This window comes from Chryseobacterium paridis (assembly GCF_016595215.1).
GTDB lineage: Bacteria > Bacteroidota > Bacteroidia > Flavobacteriales > Weeksellaceae > Chryseobacterium > Chryseobacterium paridis.
This window is the reverse complement of the sequence record NZ_JAENHK010000010.1, coordinates 296,396-318,142: the sequence shown is the minus strand read 5'-3', so window position 1 is coordinate 318,142 and position 21,747 is coordinate 296,396. Positions and strand designations below refer to the sequence as shown.

The window sequence follows — 21,747 nt, the reverse complement described above, 5'->3', positions numbered from 1 at the left end:
TAAAGACATTTGTTAATAATTTTTTAAAATAAGGTTAATTATAAATTCAACCCCTTCACCCAACCAGGTTATATTTTTACATTGAAAATTAATATAGTAAAGTGAAGAAAATTTTTACGTCTGTTTTATTGTGTGCATCCATCTATTTTTATGCACAATCGGGAACGGTCTCGGGAAACATCAATGATGATTCGAAGATTACACTACCGGGAGCTAAGATCTCCCTGACTCCTGGAAATATTTACACTACATCCGATGAACATGGGAATTTTGTTTTCCTGAATGTTCCGGCAGGAAATTATACGATGAAAGTAGATTACCTCGGATATGGAAGTAATGAATACAACATATTGGTAGAAGCTGAGAAGAACACAAAACAAAACATTGTTTTTACCAGAAAAGAAACAAGTATCCAGGAAGTTGTAGTGACCGGAGCAACCCTAAAGAATCAGGCAAGAGCGCTAAACAAGCAAAAAAACAATGCCAATATTACGAATGTAATCTCCTCTGACCAAATCGGACGTTTTCCAGACGCCAATATCGGAGATGCATTAAAACGTGTTCCGGGTATTACAATACAAAATGACCAGGGTGAAGCCAGAAACCTGATTATCCGTGGACTGGCTCCCAATTTAAATTCAGTAACTTTAAACGGAGATCGCATCCCTTCTGCCGAAGGTGATAACAGAAATGTTCAGATGGACCTCATTCCGTCTGATATGATCGCAACGATAGAAGTCAATAAAACATTGACACCGGATATGGATGCAGATGCTATTGGAGGGTCTGTCAATCTTATCACAAGAGCTTCTCCTAACGGACAGAGAATTTCGGCAACATTAGCCGGCGGTTATAACCCCATCCGTGAAAAAGGAAACTATACTGCAGGTTTTGTATATGGAAATCGTTTCCTTAATAAAAAGCTGGGTGCTGTTTTCAGTTTCTCTTATAACAATAACAATTTTGGATCAGATAATATTGAACCAACATGGAGTCTTGCTAATGATGCAGCAAAAACAGCCTATATCAGTAAAATGGGTGTTCGCTATTATAATGAACACCGTATCCGACATAGTTTTGATCTGAATATGGATTATGAATTCAATTCGAAAAATAAGATCTACGCATCGGCTATGTATAATTTCAGGAACGATAAAGAAAATCGATATGCTCTTGGATATAAAATAAAACCCACTTATAATGCAGATGAATCTGAGATTACAGGTTGGACCGGAAGCATGACAAGACAAAATAAGGGTGGAGATTCTGATAATGACAATACCCGTCTTGAAAAGCAAAAAGTTCAGAACTATGCTTTGAGAGGTGAACATTTACTAGGTTCTAAAATCGATTTGGACTGGTCGATGAACTATGCGACCGCCAGTGAAGATAAACCTCACCAACGATATATAGAATTTGAACGCAAAAACGTAGCTTTTTCAAGTGATCTAAGCGATCCTGAAAGACCTATGATCCTTCCGACAGCAGCTGATAATTTAGGAGGCTACAAACTGAGTGACCTTTCAGATGCCAATAGCTTCACTCAGGAAAAAGAATTTGGAGCCAAAGTGAATCTGCGTTTTCCATTTTCTGTCATTGAAGATCAGAAAGGAAGATTGCGTGTAGGAGCCCGTTTACGTTTAAAACAAAAAGAAAGAGATAATGATTATTATGCTTTTGAGCCTGTGAATAGCCTGGGTAGCCTTCTATCCGTTCCTACTACTTATCTGGATGGCCACAATTTCCAGGCAGGCAATTATATTCCAGGAACATTTGTTAATGCCGCTTATTTAGGAGGTCTTGATCTTTTCAATCCTAATTTATTTAAAGGTGAACTTAAACCTGAAGAATTTCTATCCAACAATTACAGCGCAAAAGAACATATCTATGCAGGATACATCAGATGGGATCAGGATTTCAGTGATAAATTCTCAATGATTGCAGGTGCCCGTATCGAAACAACATCTATAGATTATACCGGAAATTATGTAATGGATGAAGAAGATCTTGTCGGAAAGATCAACAACAAGAATACCTATACGAACATCTTACCCAACATTTCCTTTAAGTATGTTCCTGAACAAAATCTTGTTCTGCGTGCAGCTTTTACCACTGCTTTAGCCCGTCCTAATTATTATGCGTTGGTTCCTTTCCTTAGTGTCATTTCAGCGGATGAACTTATTTCTGCCGGAAATCCTAATCTGAAAGCAACTTATGCATATAATTTTGATTTTATGGCTGAAAAGTATTTTAAATCTGTCGGGATCTTATCAGGAGGTTTATTTTACAAAAACCTGAAGGATTTCATTTACACCTATTCAAGAAAAAATTATACAGCAGCGGATTTCTCAGGAGATTTTGCAGGACAAACCAATCCTATTCCTGCAGGGGAAAGCAATTGGAGATTTACCCAGCAAAGGAATGGTGACAATGTAGACATCTATGGTTTTGAAGTCGCGCTACAAAGACAGCTGGATTTTATTCCGGGAGCATTCTGGAAAGGTTTAGGAGTGTATGTTAATTATACTTACACAAAATCTAAAGCCAAAGGAATTACCAACGAAGCTGGAGACGAAAGAACAGATGTTGGATTGCCTGGAGCAGCTCCTCATATGTTCAACGGATCACTTTCGTGGGAGAACAAACGATTCTCTGCCAGAGTTTCTATGAATTATGCATCTTCTTATATTGATGAGTTGGGTGGAAATTCATTTGAAGATCGTTATTATGATAAACAACTTTTCCTTGATGCCAATGCTTCTTATAAAATTACCAGCCAGCTGAGAGTTTTCGCCGAAGCTAATAATTTAACCAATCAGCCGTTAAGATATTACCAGGGAATCCAGAGCAGAACGGCTCAGGTTGAGTATTACAGACCTCGATTCACTATGGGTGTAAAGTTTGATTTTTAATGATAACAGAAGATGATAAAACTACATAAAAGTATTGCAATATTAGCCTTTCCTTTACTTATTAACTGTGCCGGGCAAAATGAATTAGGAAAAAAAGTAGAACCCGCTGTTATTACGGAACAAGTCGGTTATGATACCGATGATCCTGCTATCTGGATCAATCCTCAGGATGCATCCAAAAGTATCATCATTGGAACTGATAAAGATTCAAATGGTGGATTATATGCTTTCGATCTGAATGGAAAGATCATTAATAAAGTTCCCGGGTTACACCGTCCCAATAATGTTGATCTGGAATATGGTTTCCTATTGAATGGAAAGAAGATGGATTTCGCTGCGGTTACAGAAAGGGAAACAAACAGCGTGAAACTTTACTCACTTCCCGACCTAAAAGAAGTTGGTTCGTTCACCGTTTTTGATGGAGAAAAAGAGCGATCACCTATGGGAATTTCTATTTATAAAAACCCTGGAACAAATGAAATTTTTGCTATTGTAGGAAGAAAGTCAGGACCTGCTGATGGCTATCTCTGGCAATATAAATTAATAGAAAAAGAAGGAAAAATTACCGGAGAAGTTGTACGAAAGTTTGGTAAATACAGTGGTTTGAAAGAAATCGAAAGTATTGCTGTAGATGATGAATTGGGATATATCTATTATTCTGATGAGCAATTTGGTGTGCACAGGTATTACGCAGATCCTTCAAAAGGAAATGAAGAACTTGGGGTTTTCGGAAAGGGAGATTTTACATCAGATGTAGAAGGAATCTCTATATATGCGACTTCCGCAACAGCAGGATATATTCTGGTTTCCAATCAGCAGAAAGATACTTTTAATGTATATCTGAGGGAAAACCCTTCAAAAGGAAGAATTGCTGAGATCCCTGTATCCACAAGCGAAAGTGACGGTTCTGAAGTAACCAACGTGAATCTTGGACCTCAATTTCCAAAAGGAATATTTGTAGCCATGAGCAATGGTAAGGTATTTCATATTTATGACTGGAGGAAGATTGAAGAAAGAATTAAAAGTCAGATAAAGAAATAATGGGTATTTTTTATATTCATGTATGGATGTAAAATGTATTCATGATTAATATCTCTTTAAGCTAATAAAAAACAATAAGCCTTTACAACTAAGTAAAGGCTTATTTCCACCAAAAGATATAAATATGAAAAAATATTTATTCAAATAATTAAGATGCTGGTCGTGCTAATTCTTATCAACATTAACTGACAATCCAGTTGCTTCCAGCATGATATAATGTAAATCTGTGTTTTTTACGAAGGGTTTCAGTAATTCACTTCCGGGTCCGAACATTGCCAGTTCTACATAATCTCCGGAATGATCCATACTGATCCAGCCGACAGAATTATGTTTTTTCTGAATATCAGAATAGAGCTTAAACGGAAGCTTTTTATAATTGTATAATCCACTCTCTTTTTCAAGATTGGTATAAAAGCTTAAAAGGCTTTTTGCCTCTTCATCAGCCAGACTTATTTTATTCGTTTCGTAGATCCAGTCTTTCGTTTGCTGAAGGTTAAAATCAGGATGAATAGCATTCAGTACATACTCATTCGTGAATTTATAATTGGCTATACTATTGAAATTTTTGGTCGCATCTGCTCCATAAATTGTTCCCGGATTGGCATTACCATGATCTGTTGTAATGATTACCAAGGTATTTTTATCCTTTTCAGCAAAATCTATTGCTACTTTTACGGCCTCTTCAAAAGCGATCTGATCATGAATAAGTGCAGCCACATCATTGGCATGAGCAGACCAATCTACCTTTCCCCCTTCTATTTGGAGCACAAATCCTTCTTTATGATCTTTCATTTGATCAATGGCTGTTTTCGCCATTTCTGCCAGTGTAGGTGTACTTTGCAAAGCAGGTGTATTGGTACGGTCTATGGAATAAGGTAATGCTCCTTTATTGAAAACGCCCAGAATCTGCTTATTGTTCTCAACTTTCTGAAGATCAGAACGTGTTTTTAAAATTTGATATCCTTTCTGCTGATACAGTGCATATACATCTTTCTTGTCCTCTCTTTTTTCAGCATTAAAAAACTCGTCTCCTCCACCCATCATTACATCCAGACCAATTTCAGCATACATTTCAGCTATTTCAGGTTCTGCATTTCTACTGGCTGAGTTCACACAAAATCCTGCAGGAGTAGCATGAGTAATGGTTACTGTGGTTACACAACCTGCTTTTTTTCCTGCTTTTTTAAATTTTTGCCAGATGGGAAGATATTTCTCTCCATTTGCACCAATGTTCAAAACTCCGTTTTTCACTCGGAATCCACCTCCAAAAGACGAACTCGCAGCAGCAGAATCTGTAACAATAGAGCTCGCTGATGCGGTGTCCATTAATGCTCTGGACACTTTATTTTCTTTATATAGATTAACCCAATTTCCGCTTTTCCCAAGGATATTCTGTGAATACAAATTAGCCATTGCCAATGTTCCGGAGCTCATTCCATCACTTACCATGAAGATGATATTTTTAGCCCTTTTATTGGATTTCGGATTGATCAGAGTTTGATTGGCCAGTAAGTCGACCGGATTAATGGTGAATAATCCAGAAAGCAATGCTGAACCTTTTAGAAATTTACGTCTGTCCATTTTCATTTACATTTCACGTTGCAATATAGAAAATAAAAATCAATAATGAAACAATGTTGCATTAATTATTTATGAATTTAGTTTTAATAGAATTCATCAGATATTCTGAGGAAAGGGATCCTGGAAAATTGCTGATGCATCAAATAGTTCTTTTTCCTCTCCAGTTATTAGACATCCTTCAAGATCAGTCATCATCTTTTTCTGATCTAAATCCTGTCCGATAAAAACCAATTCGTTGATTCTGTCACCCCAACTTTTATCCCACCTGCTTTCAATATATTCCTGATTTTGTAAAAATGAAGAATACTGTACGCGGTTACTCATAGGCATACTTGACCACCACACTCCGGCTTTTTCCAAACGAAAAGAACCGCCGGCCTGTGAAAAGTTCAAAGCATCCTGAGGACGGGAAGCCAACCAGAACAAGCCTTTTGCGCGCAAAGCACCCTCAGGATATTGCTCGTTAATATACCTCCAGAATCGCATCGGATGAAATGGCTTTTTGTTTCTGAATACAAAGGATCCGATTCCATATTCCTCAGTTTCTGGTGTATGATGTTCTGCTTCCAGCTCCTTTTGCCAACCCGCAGACTGCTGAGCTTCATCGAAATCAAATAATCTGGTATTCAATATTTCCCCGAGCGCTACTTTACCGAATTCAGAAGTAATGATCTTGGCACCAGGATTTAATTTCCGGATGGTTGCCTTTAAAAAATTAACAGTTTCACTATTGACAAGATCTGTCTTGTTGAGTATAATAACATTGGCAAACTCTATCTGATCCGTTAGTAGATTAACAATTGTTCTCAAATCCCCTTCCATATTGGTCAGTTCACGATCCATTAACAATTCGTTGGAACCAAAATCTTTGAAAAAATTAAAACAATCCACTACAGTAACCATCGTATCGACATAACTGAATGCTGACAGGTCTATTCCACTTTCTTCATCTATATAAGTGAAAGTCTGCGCTACAGGAACTGGTTCACTGATACCGGTACTTTCAATCAGGAGATAATCAAATCTTTTTTCATTAGCCAATCGTTCTACTTCCTGCATCAGATCTTCACGAAGGGTACAGCAGATACATCCATTACTCATTTCGACAAGCTTTTCTTCTGTTCTCGATAATGTGTTTTGGTTCTCCACCAAACGCGCATCGATGTTTATTTCGCTCATGTCATTTACAATCACGGCCACTTTCAGGCCTTCTTTATTGTGTAAAATATGATTAAGCAAAGTTGTTTTTCCAGCCCCGAGAAATCCGCTAAGTACTGTTACAGGAAGTCTTTTATCCATGATAAATTAATGTTGATGTTGTTTAAAATTAATGATATGACCTGTTATTAATCCTGTAGCTCCAAGATAGATTAGGGGAATATGAACTTCAAAAATCAGGTCAAACAATACGGAAATGGAGATCAATAGAATTGAGATCCAAAACAACCATTTCAACCACGATTTCGAAACTTTTTTTGTTACCCTGTACACTACTATTGCTCCGATTAACAGGAAAGCGAGGTCCACATAAGGATTATGAGAAATTCCCAGAGGAATAATCATCAATAAGGGGAAAACAATACAGTGGATCAAGCACAAAACTGCTGCTGAAATTCCTACCGCATCCAAGATCTTTGATTTCATAAATGAATATTTAAGTTTAAAATACTTATCGTAACTTTGTTGCAAATGTAGATATTAATTTTAATTAATGCAACTTGGTTGCAATAAAATCATGAAACAAGTCAGAAATACCCAGGCAAAAACAGAAATATTAAATATCATTAATAGTTCTGACAGTGCATTATCCCATACTGCTATTCAGGAAAAAGTTGGGGATCTATGCAATCGTGTAACCACGTATCGTGTATTGGACCGCTTAGAAGAAGAGGGAAAAATTCACAAGATCGTCAATGTAGATGGTGTAGTAAATTATGCTAAATGTCATCACTGTACAGAAAATGATCATTCGCATAACCATATCCATTTTAATTGCGAAAAATGTATGTCGGTAACTTGCATAGAAAATGTGGTTCCGGAAATTACACTTCCTAAGCATTTCATCGCAAAAAGTTACAACTTTGTAGTGAGTGGCATTTGCCAAAAGTGCTATCAAAACTAAGTTCTGCTTGCGATAAAGAAAGTAAAATATCTATAGACTGCTAAAGGATTTTTTATTTATTTTTGGTTTGAGGCATTTTCGGTGCAAAAAGTACTTGAAAAGAGTCTAGATCACGAATATGAAAAATGTAAAATTTTCAAAAATCTTCAAACTGGTTCGCTGGAAAGAAGTTGTAGCAGTTATTATTTTACTGTTGGCTTTTGTTTTTTTCCGAAGCGAAAGACATGAATTGGCAACTATTGGTCCTGAGCTTCAAAATTCCAAATTGGAATGGATCATCATTGGAGTATTACTTACATTCGTTTATGTACTTCTCCAGGGACTCATGTATGTAACAAGCTTTCGCGCTACCCAATTGAACGTCAGCATATCTGATGCTACCAGTTTATTTCTAAAACGGAACTTCTTAAGTATCTTTCTCCCTGCCGGTGGTGTAAGCTCTCTTGCTTATCTTCCCCGGAATATAAGGACCAAAGGCTATAAATCATCAAAAATTCACCAGGCAAGTGCCATTTATGGATTTGTTGGTTTGCTGACTGTAATGATTGTTGGGATTCCTCTGATTGCCTATGCAGTCTTGATCAACAAAAATTTTAATGACAGTTGGGTTGGCATTATAGTGCTGGCTGCTATACTTTTGGGCACCTATCTTCTTTTTATTTCTTTTCGAAAGAAAAATTCGTTTTACAAATTCCTTGATAAAAAATTCCCGAAATTCATTAGCTCTATAGATGAAATATTCAGCAATGAAATAGATAAAAGATACTTTTGGATTACGGTTTTAGTTTCTATAGTAATAGAGTTTTGCGGAGTCTTCCACCTATTGATTGCTATGTATGCATTTGGAGTTCCTGCTTCCTTTTCAGCAGCAGCCATATCTTATGTGGTTTCCATTTTATTAATGATCGTTTCTCCTTTTCTGCGGGGTCTTGGTGCCGTAGAATTTTCTCTTACTTATATCCTTGCGAATTTTGGATATAAACATGCCGATAGTTTAGGTATTACCCTTCTATATCGGTTTTTCGAATTCTGGATCCCCCTACTTCTGGGAATAGTAGCGTATCTGTGGAGTGGCAGAAAACTGTTTGCCCGAATTTTACCGGTAGTAATGATATTTTTACTGGGCATCATCAATATTCTTTCTGTAATTACCCCTGCATTAACGGACCGTCTGCATATTCTGAAGAACTATTTACCCTGGGAGCTGATTCATATCTCTAAAATGATCACGCTTATTTCGGGGGTATTGCTTTTGGTCACTTCTGCTAATCTTTTCAGAGGTTACAAAAGAGCATGGTACTTTGCGGTAACGCTTACCATCTTTTCTATTGTTTTCAATTTATTAAAAGCATTGGATTATGAGGAAGCATTGTTTGCCTCATTTACTCTGGGATTGTTATGGTATAGCCGAAAAGAATATAGCTTTACTACAAAAATTGTTTCTTTACAAAGAGGTTTTAGTTGGTTTTTGGGAATTTTCACGATTATTTTGGTCTTCAATTATTTTAGTTTTTACTTCATCAGCAAATCTCATTTTGGGATAGACTTCACCAAAGAAGAAGCTCTTTACTACACATTGCATACATTCCTTTTATTCACAGATTCAGGGTTAACTCCATTGACAGGATTTGCACGGGATTTTCAGAATCTGAATTATATTTTGGGTGTTATTTCCTGGCTGGTTCTTATTTTATCATTTTACAGGACCCATTCCCGTGTAGAAAAAGATCAGAAAGAAAATCATATCACTGTACAACATCTGGTCGAACAATATGGTACGTCTTCACTGGATTATTTTAAACTGACAAAGGAAAAGCAATTTTACTTTTCAGAGGAAATCAACGGTTTTGTATCATTTCGTACTGCCAATGGATTCGCAGTAGTTTTAGAAGAGCCTGTATGCGCTGAGCAACAAAAAACAGATCTGATTAAAGAGTTTGATCAATATTGTAAGAAAAATAGTTTAAAAACCTGCTATTACAGGGTTAGCGAAAGTGGAATCCCCTATTTTAACCCTTTAAAAAAACAAAAATTGTTCATCGGACAGGATGCCATTCTGGATGCCGAAAACTTTAGTCTTACGGGAAAGGATAAGAAAACAATTAGAAATGGCATCAATGCAGTTGAGAAATCAGGCTATACTACAACTATACTACAAGCACCTCAAAACAATGATATTATTGATCATATACAAAGTGTTTCAGATGAATGGCTGAGGGAATTTGACAAAAAAGAGATTGTATTTGCAGAGGGTATGTTTGACCGCGAGGTTGTCAGAAACCAGGATCTTATTACCATTTTTGATGCTGATGGTACATGTGTTGCATTCCTGAATATTATTCCACATTGTGCTCCTGATGAATGCAGCTATGATATGATCAGAAAAACTGAAAATGCACCCAATGGCAGTGTAGATGTATTGATCGTAAAACTGGTAGAATATGCCAAGAGCAAGAATCTGAAGTATGTCAATATGGGAATGACTCCGATGGCAGGGATAGAACAACCCAATAATACTGCCGAGGAAATTATGAAATTTGTGTATCAGAGAGTAGGAAGTTTTAAACACTATCAGACGTTGAGGAACTTCAAGGAAAAATATGCTAATATTTGGGAAAACAAATACCTGGTATACAGTAACGATTTTGAATTGTTGCAGATCCCGACCACACTAAGTAAAGTCATGAAACCACAAAAAAATGAAGAATAGACTGCAAAAATTGATAAGGATATTATCAGCATCGGTATGGATTCTGTTTTTTGGTTGTCAAAAGGATGATGATTTTAAAATAACAGAATGGAATTCCAATACGAATAAACCCATCATCTTTTATATAAGTGGAGATGCCGGTTTTAACACGTTTACCAAAGGGTTTGGAACTAATCTTCATGCATTGGGCTATGATGTATTTGCACTTGATACAAAAGCTTATTTTTGGGACAAAAAAACTCCCGAACAAACTTCTCTGGCGATTGAAAACTATATTAATCAGCAATTACAGGGAAGAAAGAATCAACAGGTGGTTCTATTAGGATTTTCTTTTGGTGCTGATGTTACTCCTTTCGTTTACAATCGCTTTACCGATGATCTGAAAAGTAAAATTCAGAAAGTCTTTATTATGGGGCCTTCAAAAAGCAATGATTTTCAAATCCACCTCGATGAATATTTTGGTGTTGAACCTAAAGGCAGTCTTCAGGTTATCCCTGAGATCAATAAAATGGGAACCATTCCTCTTATGGTTGTTTTAAGTGATTTTGAATTTGCCCATTTTCCATATCATGAAATAAAGTTAGGTAATAATTATAAGATGAAACATATTCCGGGAAACCATCATTACGGGAATAATACGAAGATGCTTGCCAACTTTATTAATCAAAATTTATAAAAATATTAAGATCCACCAGTTGGAAAATTAATAACCTTGAAATCATCAACAAAAACAACATGAAAAATAAGCCAATAACCGAATACACTAATGAAGAACTCATTAATCAGGAAAAAAATTCGAAGGCAATAACCATTTTGCTTATGGTCGCTATACCTCTTTTATTCTTTAGTAATCTTTTTCTGACATTCAAACACAAATTCAGTGCATTGGCTGTGATTCCCATCGCCCTGGTTCCTATTTTAATTGTAAATATTAATAAGTGGAAACAACTCAAAAAAGAAAAAGCCGATAGAAATCTATAAAATAAAAGCCTCCCAGTAATTCTGGGAGGCTTTTAAGAAATAGCAGATCATATTATTTCTTATTTACATATTTTTCAAATCGTTTTAATCCTTCTTCTAAAACGTCTCTGGGGCAGGCAATATTCATACGTAAAAAACCTTCTCCAGAACTTCCATACATGGTTCCCGAATTCAGCCATAATTTTTCATCTTTGAACAGCAACTTGTAGAGTTCATCAGACCCCTTCCCTAATGCACGACAATCCAGCCAAACAAGATAGGTTGCCTGTAGTGGACTAATGATTATATCTGGTAAATGATCTTTGCAGAAATCCTTTAGAAATAGATAATTACCATATAAGTATTCCTTTAATGCTTCCATCCAATTTCTACCATAAGTATATGCGGCAATTAAAGCTTCAGCTGCAAACGGATTAATGCTGTAAGTTTCCTGTATGGATAGTATTTTTGCAATTTGTTTCTTAACCTCCTGATCTTTGGTAATAACATATGAAGCAGGAAGACTGGATAAATTAAATGTTTTACACGGTGAACCACAGGTAACAGAAAAGAGGTCATACTTTTCCGCAACAGAAATAAACGGAATATGCCGATGTCCTTCATAGACAAGATCAGCATGGATTTCATCTGAAACAACCATTACACCATTTTTAGCACATATCGAAGCTATTTTTTCAAGTTCTTCCTGTTTCCAAACCCGACCTATGGGATTGTGGGGACTACAGAATAGCAGCATTTTAGTTTGTGGATTAGAAGCTTTTAATTCCAGATCGGTAAAATCTATTTGATAGTTACTGTTTTCATTAATCAAATGATTTTCAACAGCATTGCATCCACAGTTTTCAATAAGCGTAAAGAAATGATTGTATACCGGTGATTGTACTATAATGTTTTCACCTGGTTTCAGATAGGCTCTTACAATTGCTGAAAGAGTCGGGATCATGCCGGGAGTCGGCAACAACCAATCTTTTTGAAGGCTCACCTGATGGCTTACTTCCCACCAATCAATGATTGCATCATACAATGCCTGCGGGGTAAAGCTGTATCCAAATATGCCCTGTTCTGCCTTTTTCGAGAGCGCTTCTACGACTTCCGGCGGGGTTTTAAAATCCATATCAGCCACCCACATGGGTAATACATTCTCATCTGCAACTGAGTCCCATTTTATAGAATTGGTACCGTGTCTTGATATTATTTCGTCAAAATTATAGTTCATTGAATTAAGGAGTATCTAAATAGTTTTTAAGATCTGAAATGCTTTTTATTCTTAATTGTTGAGACTGTGCTCTTCGCATCATTAATGCATAGGAATTATTAAAACCTAAAGGTTTCAGCCATTCTATACCGTATTGGTTTTTAAATTCTGTATTGACATACTTATAGGTTTTTTCAGCACTTTGGCTTACGTCTTTAATAGTTGATTCGGTTGGTTTTAAAAGGACCAAAAGCCCTGTCCCTGTATACTCGGGATAGAAATCGATGGCATCATTCACTAAGGCATCAAAACAAATTTTAGTTCCTCCCAGCCCCGTTTTAGTCTCTACTTTATAATCAGTATAGCCTTCAATAAGCATTTTATACATTTCGGTAAGGATATATTGTTCTCCGAAGATCTTGGATCCAATCCGTACTGTTCCGACACTTCCATTTCTGGGATTCTTTAATAATCCGTTTTGTTTTAAAAAGTCTTTAGCAATCTTTTCAGGTGTCTGGTGAAGATAATCGGAGCGGTAATTGAGATCCGTCATGATAGAGTCATTAAACTTTCCAGCCAGTAAATTTAAGGTTTTTTCCAACTCCGGAAACTTCTGTAATGTCTTTGTTTTGATGATCGGTGCTGCAAAATATGGCGGAAATATCTTTTTATCATCATCCAAAACATACAGATCATAAGCTTTGATCCTTCCATCCGTAGAATAACCACTTATGATGTCCAGATCTTTATCATAAGCTGCTTTATACATAATAGCATCACTTACAATGGTAGGTTTTGCATTCAATCCATAGACTGCTCGTAATCCGATGTCACCATCCTGCCTTCCCATAAACTCAGGCGTAAAACCAGCTTTAAGCCTATTCCCCGAATGTGAAGTTAGCAGGTATAAACCGCCTACGATCACCAATACCACAGGAATGACAAATAAAATTTTGCGGAGCCTGCCATATCCAGCTCTTTGTAAAATAGCAATTAACTGATCCAGTATAATGGCAAGCAATGCAGCTGGAATAGCGCCTGCAAGGATCATATTCGTATTATTAAGAGATATCCCGCCAAATATAAACTCTCCAAGCCCACCCGCCGCAACAAAAGAAGCCAGTGTAGCTACGCCAACATTGATTACAGCTGCAGTTCGGATCCCCGCAATGATTACCGGCATTGCTAATGGAAGCTCTACTTTAAAAAGCAATTGTTTCCTGCTCATTCCCATTGCTTTTGCAGCCTCAATAACGGATGGATCTACTCCTGTAATTCCGGTATAGGTATTTCTGATAATAGGTAAAAGGGCATAGATCAGCAATGCTACAATTGCCGGAGTTGCTCCAATGCCAAAGGCAGGAATCATAAATCCCAGCAGAGCAATACTGGGTACTGTTTGCAAAATACCTGCAGTTCCCAGAACCGGATTGGCAAATACTCTTTTCCGGGCTATTAATATTCCCAGTGGAACACCCACAATGATGGCTAAAAGTAACGACACAAAAGTTAATCCAAGATGTTGTACAATCTGAATAAGGAGTTTATCTTGTTGTTCGGCAATAAATTGCCAGAGACTTTGTTGCGTCATTCTGCCTGTACTTTTCTATACTTATTGAATGCATCTGACAATTTTTCGTACTCATCTGCATCACCATTATTAATACTTAGTATTTGTAAAATATTCCACACATTTTCATCACTATTAAACCCCTGATCCAGGTTTTCCGAATAGCTCAGGAAGGGTCGTACATTTTCTAAAGTGGCTACTTTATATTCCAATAGAAGTCTACTCTCTGCAAAAAATTCTTTTACAAAATCATTCACCGGACGGTAAAGCATTTCTTTGGGAGTTCCGATCTGAACAATTTGTCCTTTATCCATCAAACATATCCTATGTCCCAATTCAAATGCTTCCTGTACATCGTGTGTAACAAGAATGATGGTTTTATTTTTAAGCTCTTCTAATGATTTAAATTCAGAGTGGATATCAGCCTTTGTAATATTGTCTAATGCCCCAAAAGGCTCATCCATTAATAAAATGGGAGTATCTGCAATTAGAGCCCTTGCGATCCCAACCCGTTGCTGTTGTCCACCACTGAGTTCCTGAGGGAAGCGGGTTAACAATTCTTCGGGTAAATGAAGTTTAGCCATTAGCTCTTCCGTTCTGCTTCGGATCTTCTTTTTATCCCATTTTAATAATTCGGGGACTACGGCTATATTTTGCCGGATGGTATAGTGAGGAAACAAACCTGCATGCTGCATAACGAAGCCGATATGCATACGCAGTTCTTCTATTTTTCTTTCACGAATGTTTTGTCCATCTATCCATATATCACCAGAATCAGCTTCTATTAGACGGTTGATCATTTTAAGTGTAGTTGTCTTTCCACAGCCACTGGTTCCTAAAAGCACCAATATTTCCTTGTCGTGGGCCTGAAACGAGATATGGTCCACAGCAATCCTTTCGTCAAAACTTTTAGTAATTGATTCTACTCTAATCATAGGCAAGGCTTATTTCGCTAATCTTATTCCAGTAAACTGCCAGCGCAAATTAGCATGAAAGAAATTACGATAGGTATTTCTGCTGTGTCCTTTGGGTGTCGCTTCTGAAGCACCCCGTAAAACCATTTGATTGATCATAAATTTCCCGTTGTACTCGCCTACTGCTCCGGCTTCTTTTTTAAATCCGGGATAAGGCAAGTAAGCACTTCCGGTCCATTCCCAACGGTTTTCCCATTGAAAATGTTCTGATGCTACCTCCCACTCTGCTTCGGTAGGCAAACGCATTCCTTTCCACGCGGCAAAGGCTGAAGCTTCATAGAAATTAATATGGCACAATGCTTCCTCCAGATCCAATTCCTGCAATCCTTCTAAGGTATAATACATCCATTTGCCATCGATGTGATGCCAATATAATGGAGATTTTGCTTCATTTTGTTTCACCCAGTCCCAACCTTCCGCATGCCAATGCCTGAAATCCGTATATCCATTGTCTTTCATAAATTCCAGATATTCACCATTGGTAACTGCGCGGTCACTGATCTCAAAATCCTGCAAATACACTTTGTGTCTACCCAACTCATTATCAAAACAAAATCCGCTACCCTTAAAACCGATTTCATAAACACCTTCAGGGAAACTGATCATTTTAGCCGAACCGGAACCAACTTTTTCATTTCTATGACCTTTCTTATAAGCTGGAAAAAGCGGGTTGTGTCCTAAAATATATTTGATATCCGTAAGCAGTAACTCTTGGTGCTGCTGCTCATGATTTAATCCAAGTTCAACAAGTGTTTCAATGGAGCTATTCATGAAATCACTTTGAAGAAAATTGATCATTTGCTGATCAACGTATTCTCTGTAGCGGTATACATCTGCAACTGACGGGCGGCTTAGATTTCCACGGTCGGTACGGATAACACGCGCTCCGATGGTTTCATAATAACTATTGAAAACAAAGTTATATTGGGGATCAAAAACCTCGTAATCCGGAAAATTCGGTGTTAATATAAAAGTTTCAAAAAACCAGGTGGTATGTCCTAAATGCCACTTAGGTGGGCTTACATCTACAATAGGCTGTACCACAAAATCTTCTATTTCCAGAGGGGCACAGATAGCTACAGAATGCTTTCGGACATCTGCAAATTTCTGTACAACATCAATAATCTTAGGATTTGCTATCATCTTTTTAGATTTTTAATTATTATTTCACTTTCCAAACGGAATCGATAAACCATTTTTTCGAGTCCTTTATTTCACCTTCGATTTCAAAGCCTGATTTTTCAGCCAGTTCTTTTATATCGATTTCTGAAAACTTTTGTGACACTTCCATGTCAATCAGTTCATTTTCTTTAAACGATATTCTCATATGGTCGATGGTTACAACCTGATCGATAAGACTGACCAAATAACTTCGGCACGCTCCACCTACAGGATCATAGGTCTGATAATGTTGAAATTGATCAAGATTAAAATCAGCACCAAACTCCCTGTTGATTCTGGCAAGAAGGTTTAGATTAAATTCAGCGGTAATACCTGTTTTATCGTTGTATGCATTTAGGATCGTATTCGGGTTCTTCTTTAGATCAAAACCTATGAGTACTCTATCTCCTGTTGCCAGATGTTCTTTTAAACCAATACAAAACAGTGTCGCTTCTTCGAGTTCCATATTACCAATATTACCTCCCAAAAACAGGATCACTTTTCTTCTTGAAGATAGTGAAGCCGCTTTATTCAGCATTTCAAAATACTCCCCTTCCAGGCGAACAACGTTTAAATCTGGTATATTTTCACTTAATTTCCGATCCAGAATTGAGAGAATATTCCCGGAAATATCAATGGGCATATAGGTAAAATCCAAGCCTTGTTCTACCATGTACTTCAAGAGATGGGATGATTTCATGGCATCACCGGCACCTAATTCAATAAGGTCAAAAGGTTGTTTGTCAAAGGCAATAAGCTCAGCAATATCTGCTGTTTTATTTTGAAATATATCGAGTTCACATTTTGTAAGGTAATATTCCGGCATTGCCATTATTTTTTGAAAAAGATGGTCTCCCACTTCATCATAAAAATATTTGGAAGATAACCTTTTAGGGTTACTTTCTAAGCCTTTCTTTACATCGATGAAAAAATTTTCGGTTTTGGGGTGATTGCTTTTTATTTGAGATTTGGTGTTTGAGTTCATTTTACGTTTTCATTATAGTTCGGTAAGCACGGTTCTTTGCCATCGTCTATATTACTCTTCATAAAAGTAGGTGCTTAAATAATGTGATTATAATTAAAAGTACACTTAAATTTTGATTTAGCCATTCTATTTTTCTGTGTTTTTGATAAAATGATGAAAATTTAAAATATCAATCATTAAAATATTTCTCCTATTTGCCCTTTTATTATTAAAAAAAATAAACATCCCCTCCATATCATTTTAATACTTTATTTTTAACTCCTGATTAGCCCCATCATTCTTATATATCATGGACATGCTCTATTTAGCCGGGATATTTATCGCCTTTTTTTCTTCTTTTCTTATTCTGGGAAAGAAAAAGAAAGCGAGTGCAGATTATTTATTAGCGGTATGGTTTTTTATTATAGCCCTCCATCTGACCTTATTTTTTCTAAATTTCTCCGGAAATCAGATCAAGGCTCCTTACCTGCTTGGATTGGAAATACCATTTCCATTGATTCATGGTCCTATCCTTTTTCTATATATTTTAAATCTGACCCAACAGGCCCGGAATCCCTATATTCAGATGTTACATTTTGCCCCTGCTCTGGGTGTTTATCTTATTATATGGACCTTCCTTATGTTGTCTCCCAAAGAAAAGATTGTGGTTTATGAAAACGGAGGTATGATATATAAGGGATTACGAAAAAACATTAGCATAATGGTATACGTATCAGGAATTTCATACGTTATCTTAAGTATTTTTTATCTTCAGAAATATAAAAGAAACATTTCAAAACAGTATTCAAATATTGAAAAAATAAACCTGAACTGGGTATATTATCTGATCATAGGAATTTCCATCGTTTGGATCGTAATTATTTTAAAAGATGATATGCTCACGTTCACATCTGTAGTACTCTTTGTTTTGTCTATGGCCTATTTTGGAATTACCAAAGTCGGTATTTTAAATTTACCAGAATTAAAAACCGAATACATTGAAAACAAAAAGATTACAGAGGGCACAGAGGTTTCCGTAAAATATCAGAAGTCAGGCCTAACCGATGAAAACACTCAACTTATCTATGAAAGACTTACGCATAGAATGAAATCAGAAAAGCTTTTTAAAGATCCTGATTTAAACATGAATACTATTGCTTCTCTCTTAGAAATTCATCCAAACATTCTTTCTCAGGTTATCAATACTGTTGAAAACAAAAACTTCTACGATTATATCAATACGCAAAGGATTGATGAGTTTAAAAGAATAGCAGTTTTACCTGAAAATCAAAAATTCACCATTTTAACATTAGCATTTGAAAGTGGGTTTAATTCCAAGACTTCTTTTAATAGAAACTTCAAAAAGTATGTACATTGCTCGCCACGGGATTTTTTAAAGGAGCAGAATTTGGAATTGGAGTAGTTAATTTTAGAAAGTGGAAAATTGAAAGTTGAAAGTGGAAAGTTGGAAGATGGGAGTTGGGAGTTACAAAAAAAGTAATAATCCTAATCATTTGAAACCTTGTACCTCGAACCTCGTATCTCGTATCTCGTATCTCGAACCCCGAACCTCACACCTCATAACTCATAACTCGAATCCCGAACCTCGCACCTCATAACTCGTATCCATATCCGTTTTTTTTCAAATAAAATTAGTTCCACCTTATGTTTTGGAGCATTTGAATCTCAAATATTTTTCATTTTTGCTAAAGTATTCATCACCTAATCAACTCATGATGAATCTATTAATCTTATTCTTTAGCTATGAAAAAACTCATGTTCATCATTTTTGCAGTTCTGGCATTACTCATCGGACTATACCCTTTAATTTATGTTTTTGTTGATCATAAATACACTTTTTTGAGCTCTAAAGCTCCCGAAATTTTGAATAATCCGATATGGAGATTTGCCTTTTTTTGTCATATTATCTTTGGGAGTATATCCCTTTTTATTGGGTGGAGACAATTTGGATCCGGTTTCAGAAATAAACATAAAAAGCTGCATCGAATTATCGGTAAAACCTATATACTATCAGTTATTGTGAGTTCATTGGCAAGTATTTATATGGGATTTTATGCCAATGGTAATATTGTTTCATCATCAGGGTTCGTTAGTTTGGGAATCATTTGGTTATTGACGACCGTTCTAGCACTTTTAAAAATAAAAAAAGGAGATATTATACAGCATCAGAACTTTATGACCTATAGTTATGCCTGTACTTTTGCGGCCGTAACGCTTAGATTATGGACACCTATATTAAAGCATATGATAGTAACACCTGGTCTTTCTTATCTTGTTGTGGCCTGGTTATGCTGGGTTCCTAATCTCATGGTTGCCTACTTTCTCAACAGAAGGCGTTTCACGAAAAAAGATATTGTGGGTCCAAGCCCATTTAAGAAAGCAAACACCGAAAAAATATTATAAAAATTTATATTCAAAATCAAAAACCTATAATTTTAGTCTTATAAATGTATATTTTTACAGGAACCATTTCACTGTATTAATTGTATTATAGTTAATATTTTACGCTTATGAAAAAAAATTTATGTTTTGTACTCATATTCCTGATCACCTATGGATTGAATGCTCAGAGGTTTTTTACACTTGATAATGATGGACCTTATATCGATAGTCTCACACAGGTGATCAAATCCTCAAAATCGGACAGCATAAAAGGGATCAGCAGTTTTAAACTTGCCGACTTGTTCAGGAGAAGCAAAAAAAATGAATTAGCTGATCAATATCTTCTTATCGCCAATAGGATCGCGCCAAAATATCCTTTTTTAAAAGCTGTGGCGATCTATTACAATGCAGCCGGATTAGTAGGCAAAGGTGATTTTGATAATTATGCCAGGCAATTGAATCTGGCCAATACGGAACTGAAGAAATATAAAACCAAAGACTCTTATGTCCTACAGGCATTTATTCTAAAAAACCTGTCCCTTGTCGAGGTTCTTCATAACAATGAAGTGGAAGCAATGAGACTTCTGGTAAATGATGCTGTTCCTTTAGCAAAAAAAGGAGGTGATCTGGAAGTCCTGAGTATTCTTTACAAGTCTATTGCTGTTATTTTCATGAATACTGATCAAAGGCCTAAGGCCAATACCTATCTGAAAATAGCTAAGGAATATATAGAGCGGGCAAGCGCTTCATCATATACCTATCTTGAGACCAAAGCAGATATTTATATTACAGATGTTGAAAATCTGTGCTATCTGAAAATGCCTGCTGAAGCAAAAAAATCACTTGATAAGGCCTATCAGATTTTAAAGAATTATCCTAATTCTAATATGAATGGAAGCTATTATACTGCAGAGGGTTATTATTTTTATAAGACGGGGCAATTCAATAATTCTTTGAAAAGTTATGATAAAGGTATTGCGAACAGTAATTTTCATAAGGATGTGCTTCAGACCAACCGCTTAAAATTCTCCAAATACTTGCCATTGAAAGCTTTGAACAGATTGGAGGATGCAAAAAATCTATTGTTAGATCTGATAGGGAGTACCACACAATTTGCTCTTGATCAAAGAAATTACACCAGAGAGTTGGCCTTTATTTATGAAGGTCTTGGAGATACTAAAAACGCTTATAAATATCTTTCCAGATTTAATACGATTAATGATAGCTTAAATGTGATCGAATCACAAGGTAAAATAGCCGCATTGGAAGCAAAATTCAATAAGTCTGAAAATGAAAAGAAGATCAGCATACTTCAGGCCCAGCGCCAGCGTGACAAGTTGGTCTCCGAAAACAACAAACTCTATTATGGTTTATTAGCGGCTATTACAGTTATACTTTTATTATTGGTTATCTCCCTTTGGGTCAATTCTAAAAATCAGAAAAAGATCGCTATCCAGCATTCTCAAAATTATGCGCAGAACATAGAAACGCTTAAAACCCAGAAAGAAATGGAGGTCACCCAGGCCATGATCAGAGGAGAAGAAGATGAGCGTAAAAGAATAGCGAGAGATCTTCATGATGGTATTGGAAGTATGCTCTCTTCCCTTAAGGTCAGATTTTTGAAAATCAGTAATTCTTCTGAACCGGCCCAACCCAATGAAATAGAAAACATGAATACCCTGTTAAACAATTCCATTACAGAATTGCGACAGATCTCTTTTAATCTTATCCCTGAAACACTCCTTAAACTGGGACTGGAACATGCACTGAGTGACCTTTGCCATCTTTTGGTTACTGATGAAGTTAATATTTACTTCCAATCCAATAAGATTCAAAAGGATATTCCGGAAAGTGTTCAGATCATGATTTACAGGATTGTACAGGAACTGCTTAATAATGCTTTGAAACATTCTTCATGCACTGAAATCCTTGTTGATTGCAGCCAAAATGGATCTCATTTTTACATCACTGTAGAAGATAATGGAACTGGATTTGACACAACAAAAGCCGACAATTTTACCGGCCAGGGTCTGAAAAATCTTAAAAACCGCGTGGAACTGCTCAATGGAAAGATGGATATTCATTCTTCAAAAAACAGCAATACCGTCTTCAATATTGAACTATCTATCTAAA

General features: G+C 36.3%; 17 protein-coding genes. 9 read left to right on the top strand and 8 right to left on the bottom strand.

Translation table 11 applies throughout. The features are described 5' to 3' along the window. Positions 1–101: 101 nt before the first annotated feature. Positions 102–2,912 carry a TonB-dependent receptor gene (locus tag JHL15_RS10890; protein WP_200245720.1) on the top strand — a complete coding sequence of 937 codons (2,811 nt, stop codon included), beginning with the start codon at positions 102–104 and terminating at the stop codon, positions 2,910–2,912. A gap of 12 nt (positions 2,913–2,924) precedes the next feature. Beyond that, positions 2,925–3,953, top strand: coding sequence for a phytase (locus JHL15_RS10885; RefSeq protein WP_200245718.1), 1,029 nt, complete (start codon positions 2,925–2,927; stop codon positions 3,951–3,953). 165 nt (positions 3,954–4,118) lie between these two features. Here the strand turns inward: JHL15_RS10885 and JHL15_RS10880 are convergent, their stop codons facing one another. From JHL15_RS10880 to JHL15_RS10870, 3 genes are all read right to left on the bottom strand, one after another. Continuing rightward, entirely contained in the window at positions 4,119–5,534 is a 1,416-nt protein-coding gene (locus tag JHL15_RS10880) for an alkaline phosphatase (RefSeq protein WP_200245716.1), read from the bottom strand. Positions 5,535–5,630: 96 nt separating this feature from the next. Then, positions 5,631–6,833: a GTP-binding protein gene (locus JHL15_RS10875; protein WP_200245714.1), complete on the bottom strand. Its 1,203-nt coding sequence runs from the start codon at positions 6,831–6,833 to the stop codon at positions 5,631–5,633. 6 nt (positions 6,834–6,839) lie between these two features. Continuing rightward, positions 6,840–7,178 carry a MerC domain-containing protein gene (locus tag JHL15_RS10870; protein WP_200245712.1) on the bottom strand — a complete coding sequence of 113 codons (339 nt, stop codon included), beginning with the start codon at positions 7,176–7,178 and terminating at the stop codon, positions 6,840–6,842. Between the two features lie 91 nt (positions 7,179–7,269). Between JHL15_RS10870 and JHL15_RS10865 the strand changes: the two genes are divergently transcribed. From JHL15_RS10865 to JHL15_RS10850, 4 genes are all read left to right on the top strand, one after another. After that, positions 7,270–7,656, top strand: coding sequence for a Fur family transcriptional regulator (locus JHL15_RS10865; RefSeq protein ID WP_089026064.1), 387 nt, complete (start codon positions 7,270–7,272; stop codon positions 7,654–7,656). Between the two features lie 118 nt (positions 7,657–7,774). Then, positions 7,775–10,366 carry a phosphatidylglycerol lysyltransferase domain-containing protein gene (locus JHL15_RS10860; protein ID WP_200245710.1) on the top strand — a complete coding sequence of 864 codons (2,592 nt, stop codon included), beginning with the start codon at positions 7,775–7,777 and terminating at the stop codon, positions 10,364–10,366. After that, entirely contained in the window at positions 10,356–11,042 is a 687-nt protein-coding gene (locus JHL15_RS10855; protein ID WP_200245708.1) for an alpha/beta fold hydrolase, read from the top strand. Before JHL15_RS10860 ends, JHL15_RS10855 begins: the two co-directional genes overlap by 11 nt. A 59-nt stretch (positions 11,043–11,101) precedes the next feature. Continuing rightward, entirely contained in the window at positions 11,102–11,347 is a 246-nt protein-coding gene (locus JHL15_RS10850; RefSeq protein ID WP_200245706.1) for a redox-active disulfide protein 2, read from the top strand. A gap of 52 nt (positions 11,348–11,399) precedes the next feature. Here the strand turns inward: JHL15_RS10850 and JHL15_RS10845 are convergent, their stop codons facing one another. From JHL15_RS10845 to JHL15_RS10825, 5 genes are read right to left on the bottom strand one after another with little or no spacing between them, the layout of a single operon-like run. Further along, positions 11,400–12,563 (bottom strand): MalY/PatB family protein, encoded by a 1,164-nt coding sequence (locus tag JHL15_RS10845; RefSeq protein WP_200245704.1) that lies wholly within the window; start codon positions 12,561–12,563, stop codon positions 11,400–11,402. A gap of 4 nt (positions 12,564–12,567) precedes the next feature. Further along, positions 12,568–14,133: an ABC transporter permease/substrate-binding protein gene (locus JHL15_RS10840; RefSeq protein ID WP_200245702.1), complete on the bottom strand. Its 1,566-nt coding sequence runs from the start codon at positions 14,131–14,133 to the stop codon at positions 12,568–12,570. Continuing rightward, the gene (locus JHL15_RS10835) at positions 14,130–15,047 is read right to left on the bottom strand and encodes an ABC transporter ATP-binding protein (protein WP_200245700.1); all 918 of its coding nucleotides are present in this window, start codon (positions 15,045–15,047) and stop codon (positions 14,130–14,132) included. Before JHL15_RS10835 ends, JHL15_RS10840 begins: the two co-directional genes overlap by 4 nt. Before the next feature lie 9 nt (positions 15,048–15,056). Further along, on the bottom strand, positions 15,057–16,229 hold the full coding sequence (gene egtB / locus JHL15_RS10830) for an ergothioneine biosynthesis protein EgtB (RefSeq protein WP_200245698.1): 1,173 nt from the start codon (positions 16,227–16,229) through the stop codon (positions 15,057–15,059). 19 nt (positions 16,230–16,248) lie between these two features. After that, the gene (locus JHL15_RS10825) at positions 16,249–17,232 is read right to left on the bottom strand and encodes an L-histidine N(alpha)-methyltransferase (RefSeq protein ID WP_200245696.1); all 984 of its coding nucleotides are present in this window, start codon (positions 17,230–17,232) and stop codon (positions 16,249–16,251) included. 289 nt (positions 17,233–17,521) lie between these two features. On the opposite strand from JHL15_RS10825, the gene JHL15_RS10820 reads away from it, so the two are divergent. The 3 genes from JHL15_RS10820 (at position 17,522) to JHL15_RS10810 (ending at position 21,746) form a co-directional block, all read left to right on the top strand. Continuing rightward, positions 17,522–18,634, top strand: coding sequence for a helix-turn-helix domain-containing protein (locus JHL15_RS10820; RefSeq protein ID WP_200245694.1), 1,113 nt, complete (start codon positions 17,522–17,524; stop codon positions 18,632–18,634). Between the two features lie 341 nt (positions 18,635–18,975). Further along, the gene (locus JHL15_RS10815) at positions 18,976–19,635 is read left to right on the top strand and encodes a DUF2306 domain-containing protein (protein WP_200245692.1); all 660 of its coding nucleotides are present in this window, start codon (positions 18,976–18,978) and stop codon (positions 19,633–19,635) included. A gap of 107 nt (positions 19,636–19,742) precedes the next feature. Next, positions 19,743–21,746, top strand: coding sequence for a sensor histidine kinase (locus tag JHL15_RS10810; RefSeq protein WP_200245690.1), 2,004 nt, complete (start codon positions 19,743–19,745; stop codon positions 21,744–21,746). Position 21,747 lies beyond the last annotated feature (1 nt).

Coding starts and splice junctions, on each gene's coding strand:
- JHL15_RS10865 (WP_089026064.1), top strand. CDS start 7,270: ATGAAACAAGTCAGAAATACCCAGGCAAAAACAGAAATATTAAATATC.
- JHL15_RS10825 (WP_200245696.1), bottom strand. CDS start 17,232: ATGAACTCAAACACCAAATCTCAAATAAAAAGCAATCACCCCAAAACC.
- JHL15_RS10815 (WP_200245692.1), top strand. CDS start 18,976: ATGAAAAAACTCATGTTCATCATTTTTGCAGTTCTGGCATTACTCATC.
- JHL15_RS10840 (WP_200245702.1), bottom strand. CDS start 14,133: ATGACGCAACAAAGTCTCTGGCAATTTATTGCCGAACAACAAGATAAA.
- JHL15_RS10880 (WP_200245716.1), bottom strand. CDS start 5,534: ATGGACAGACGTAAATTTCTAAAAGGTTCAGCATTGCTTTCTGGATTA.
- JHL15_RS10845 (WP_200245704.1), bottom strand. CDS start 12,563: ATGAACTATAATTTTGACGAAATAATATCAAGACACGGTACCAATTCT.
- JHL15_RS10810 (WP_200245690.1), top strand. CDS start 19,743: ATGAAAAAAAATTTATGTTTTGTACTCATATTCCTGATCACCTATGGA.
- JHL15_RS10885 (WP_200245718.1), top strand. CDS start 2,925: ATGATAAAACTACATAAAAGTATTGCAATATTAGCCTTTCCTTTACTT.
- JHL15_RS10875 (WP_200245714.1), bottom strand. CDS start 6,833: ATGGATAAAAGACTTCCTGTAACAGTACTTAGCGGATTTCTCGGGGCT.
- egtB (WP_200245698.1), bottom strand. CDS start 16,229: ATGATAGCAAATCCTAAGATTATTGATGTTGTACAGAAATTTGCAGAT.
- JHL15_RS10820 (WP_200245694.1), top strand. CDS start 17,522: ATGGACATGCTCTATTTAGCCGGGATATTTATCGCCTTTTTTTCTTCT.
- JHL15_RS10870 (WP_200245712.1), bottom strand. CDS start 7,178: ATGAAATCAAAGATCTTGGATGCGGTAGGAATTTCAGCAGCAGTTTTG.
- JHL15_RS10850 (WP_200245706.1), top strand. CDS start 11,102: ATGAAAAATAAGCCAATAACCGAATACACTAATGAAGAACTCATTAAT.
- JHL15_RS10860 (WP_200245710.1), top strand. CDS start 7,775: ATGAAAAATGTAAAATTTTCAAAAATCTTCAAACTGGTTCGCTGGAAA.
- JHL15_RS10835 (WP_200245700.1), bottom strand. CDS start 15,047: ATGATTAGAGTAGAATCAATTACTAAAAGTTTTGACGAAAGGATTGCT.
- JHL15_RS10855 (WP_200245708.1), top strand. CDS start 10,356: ATGAAGAATAGACTGCAAAAATTGATAAGGATATTATCAGCATCGGTA.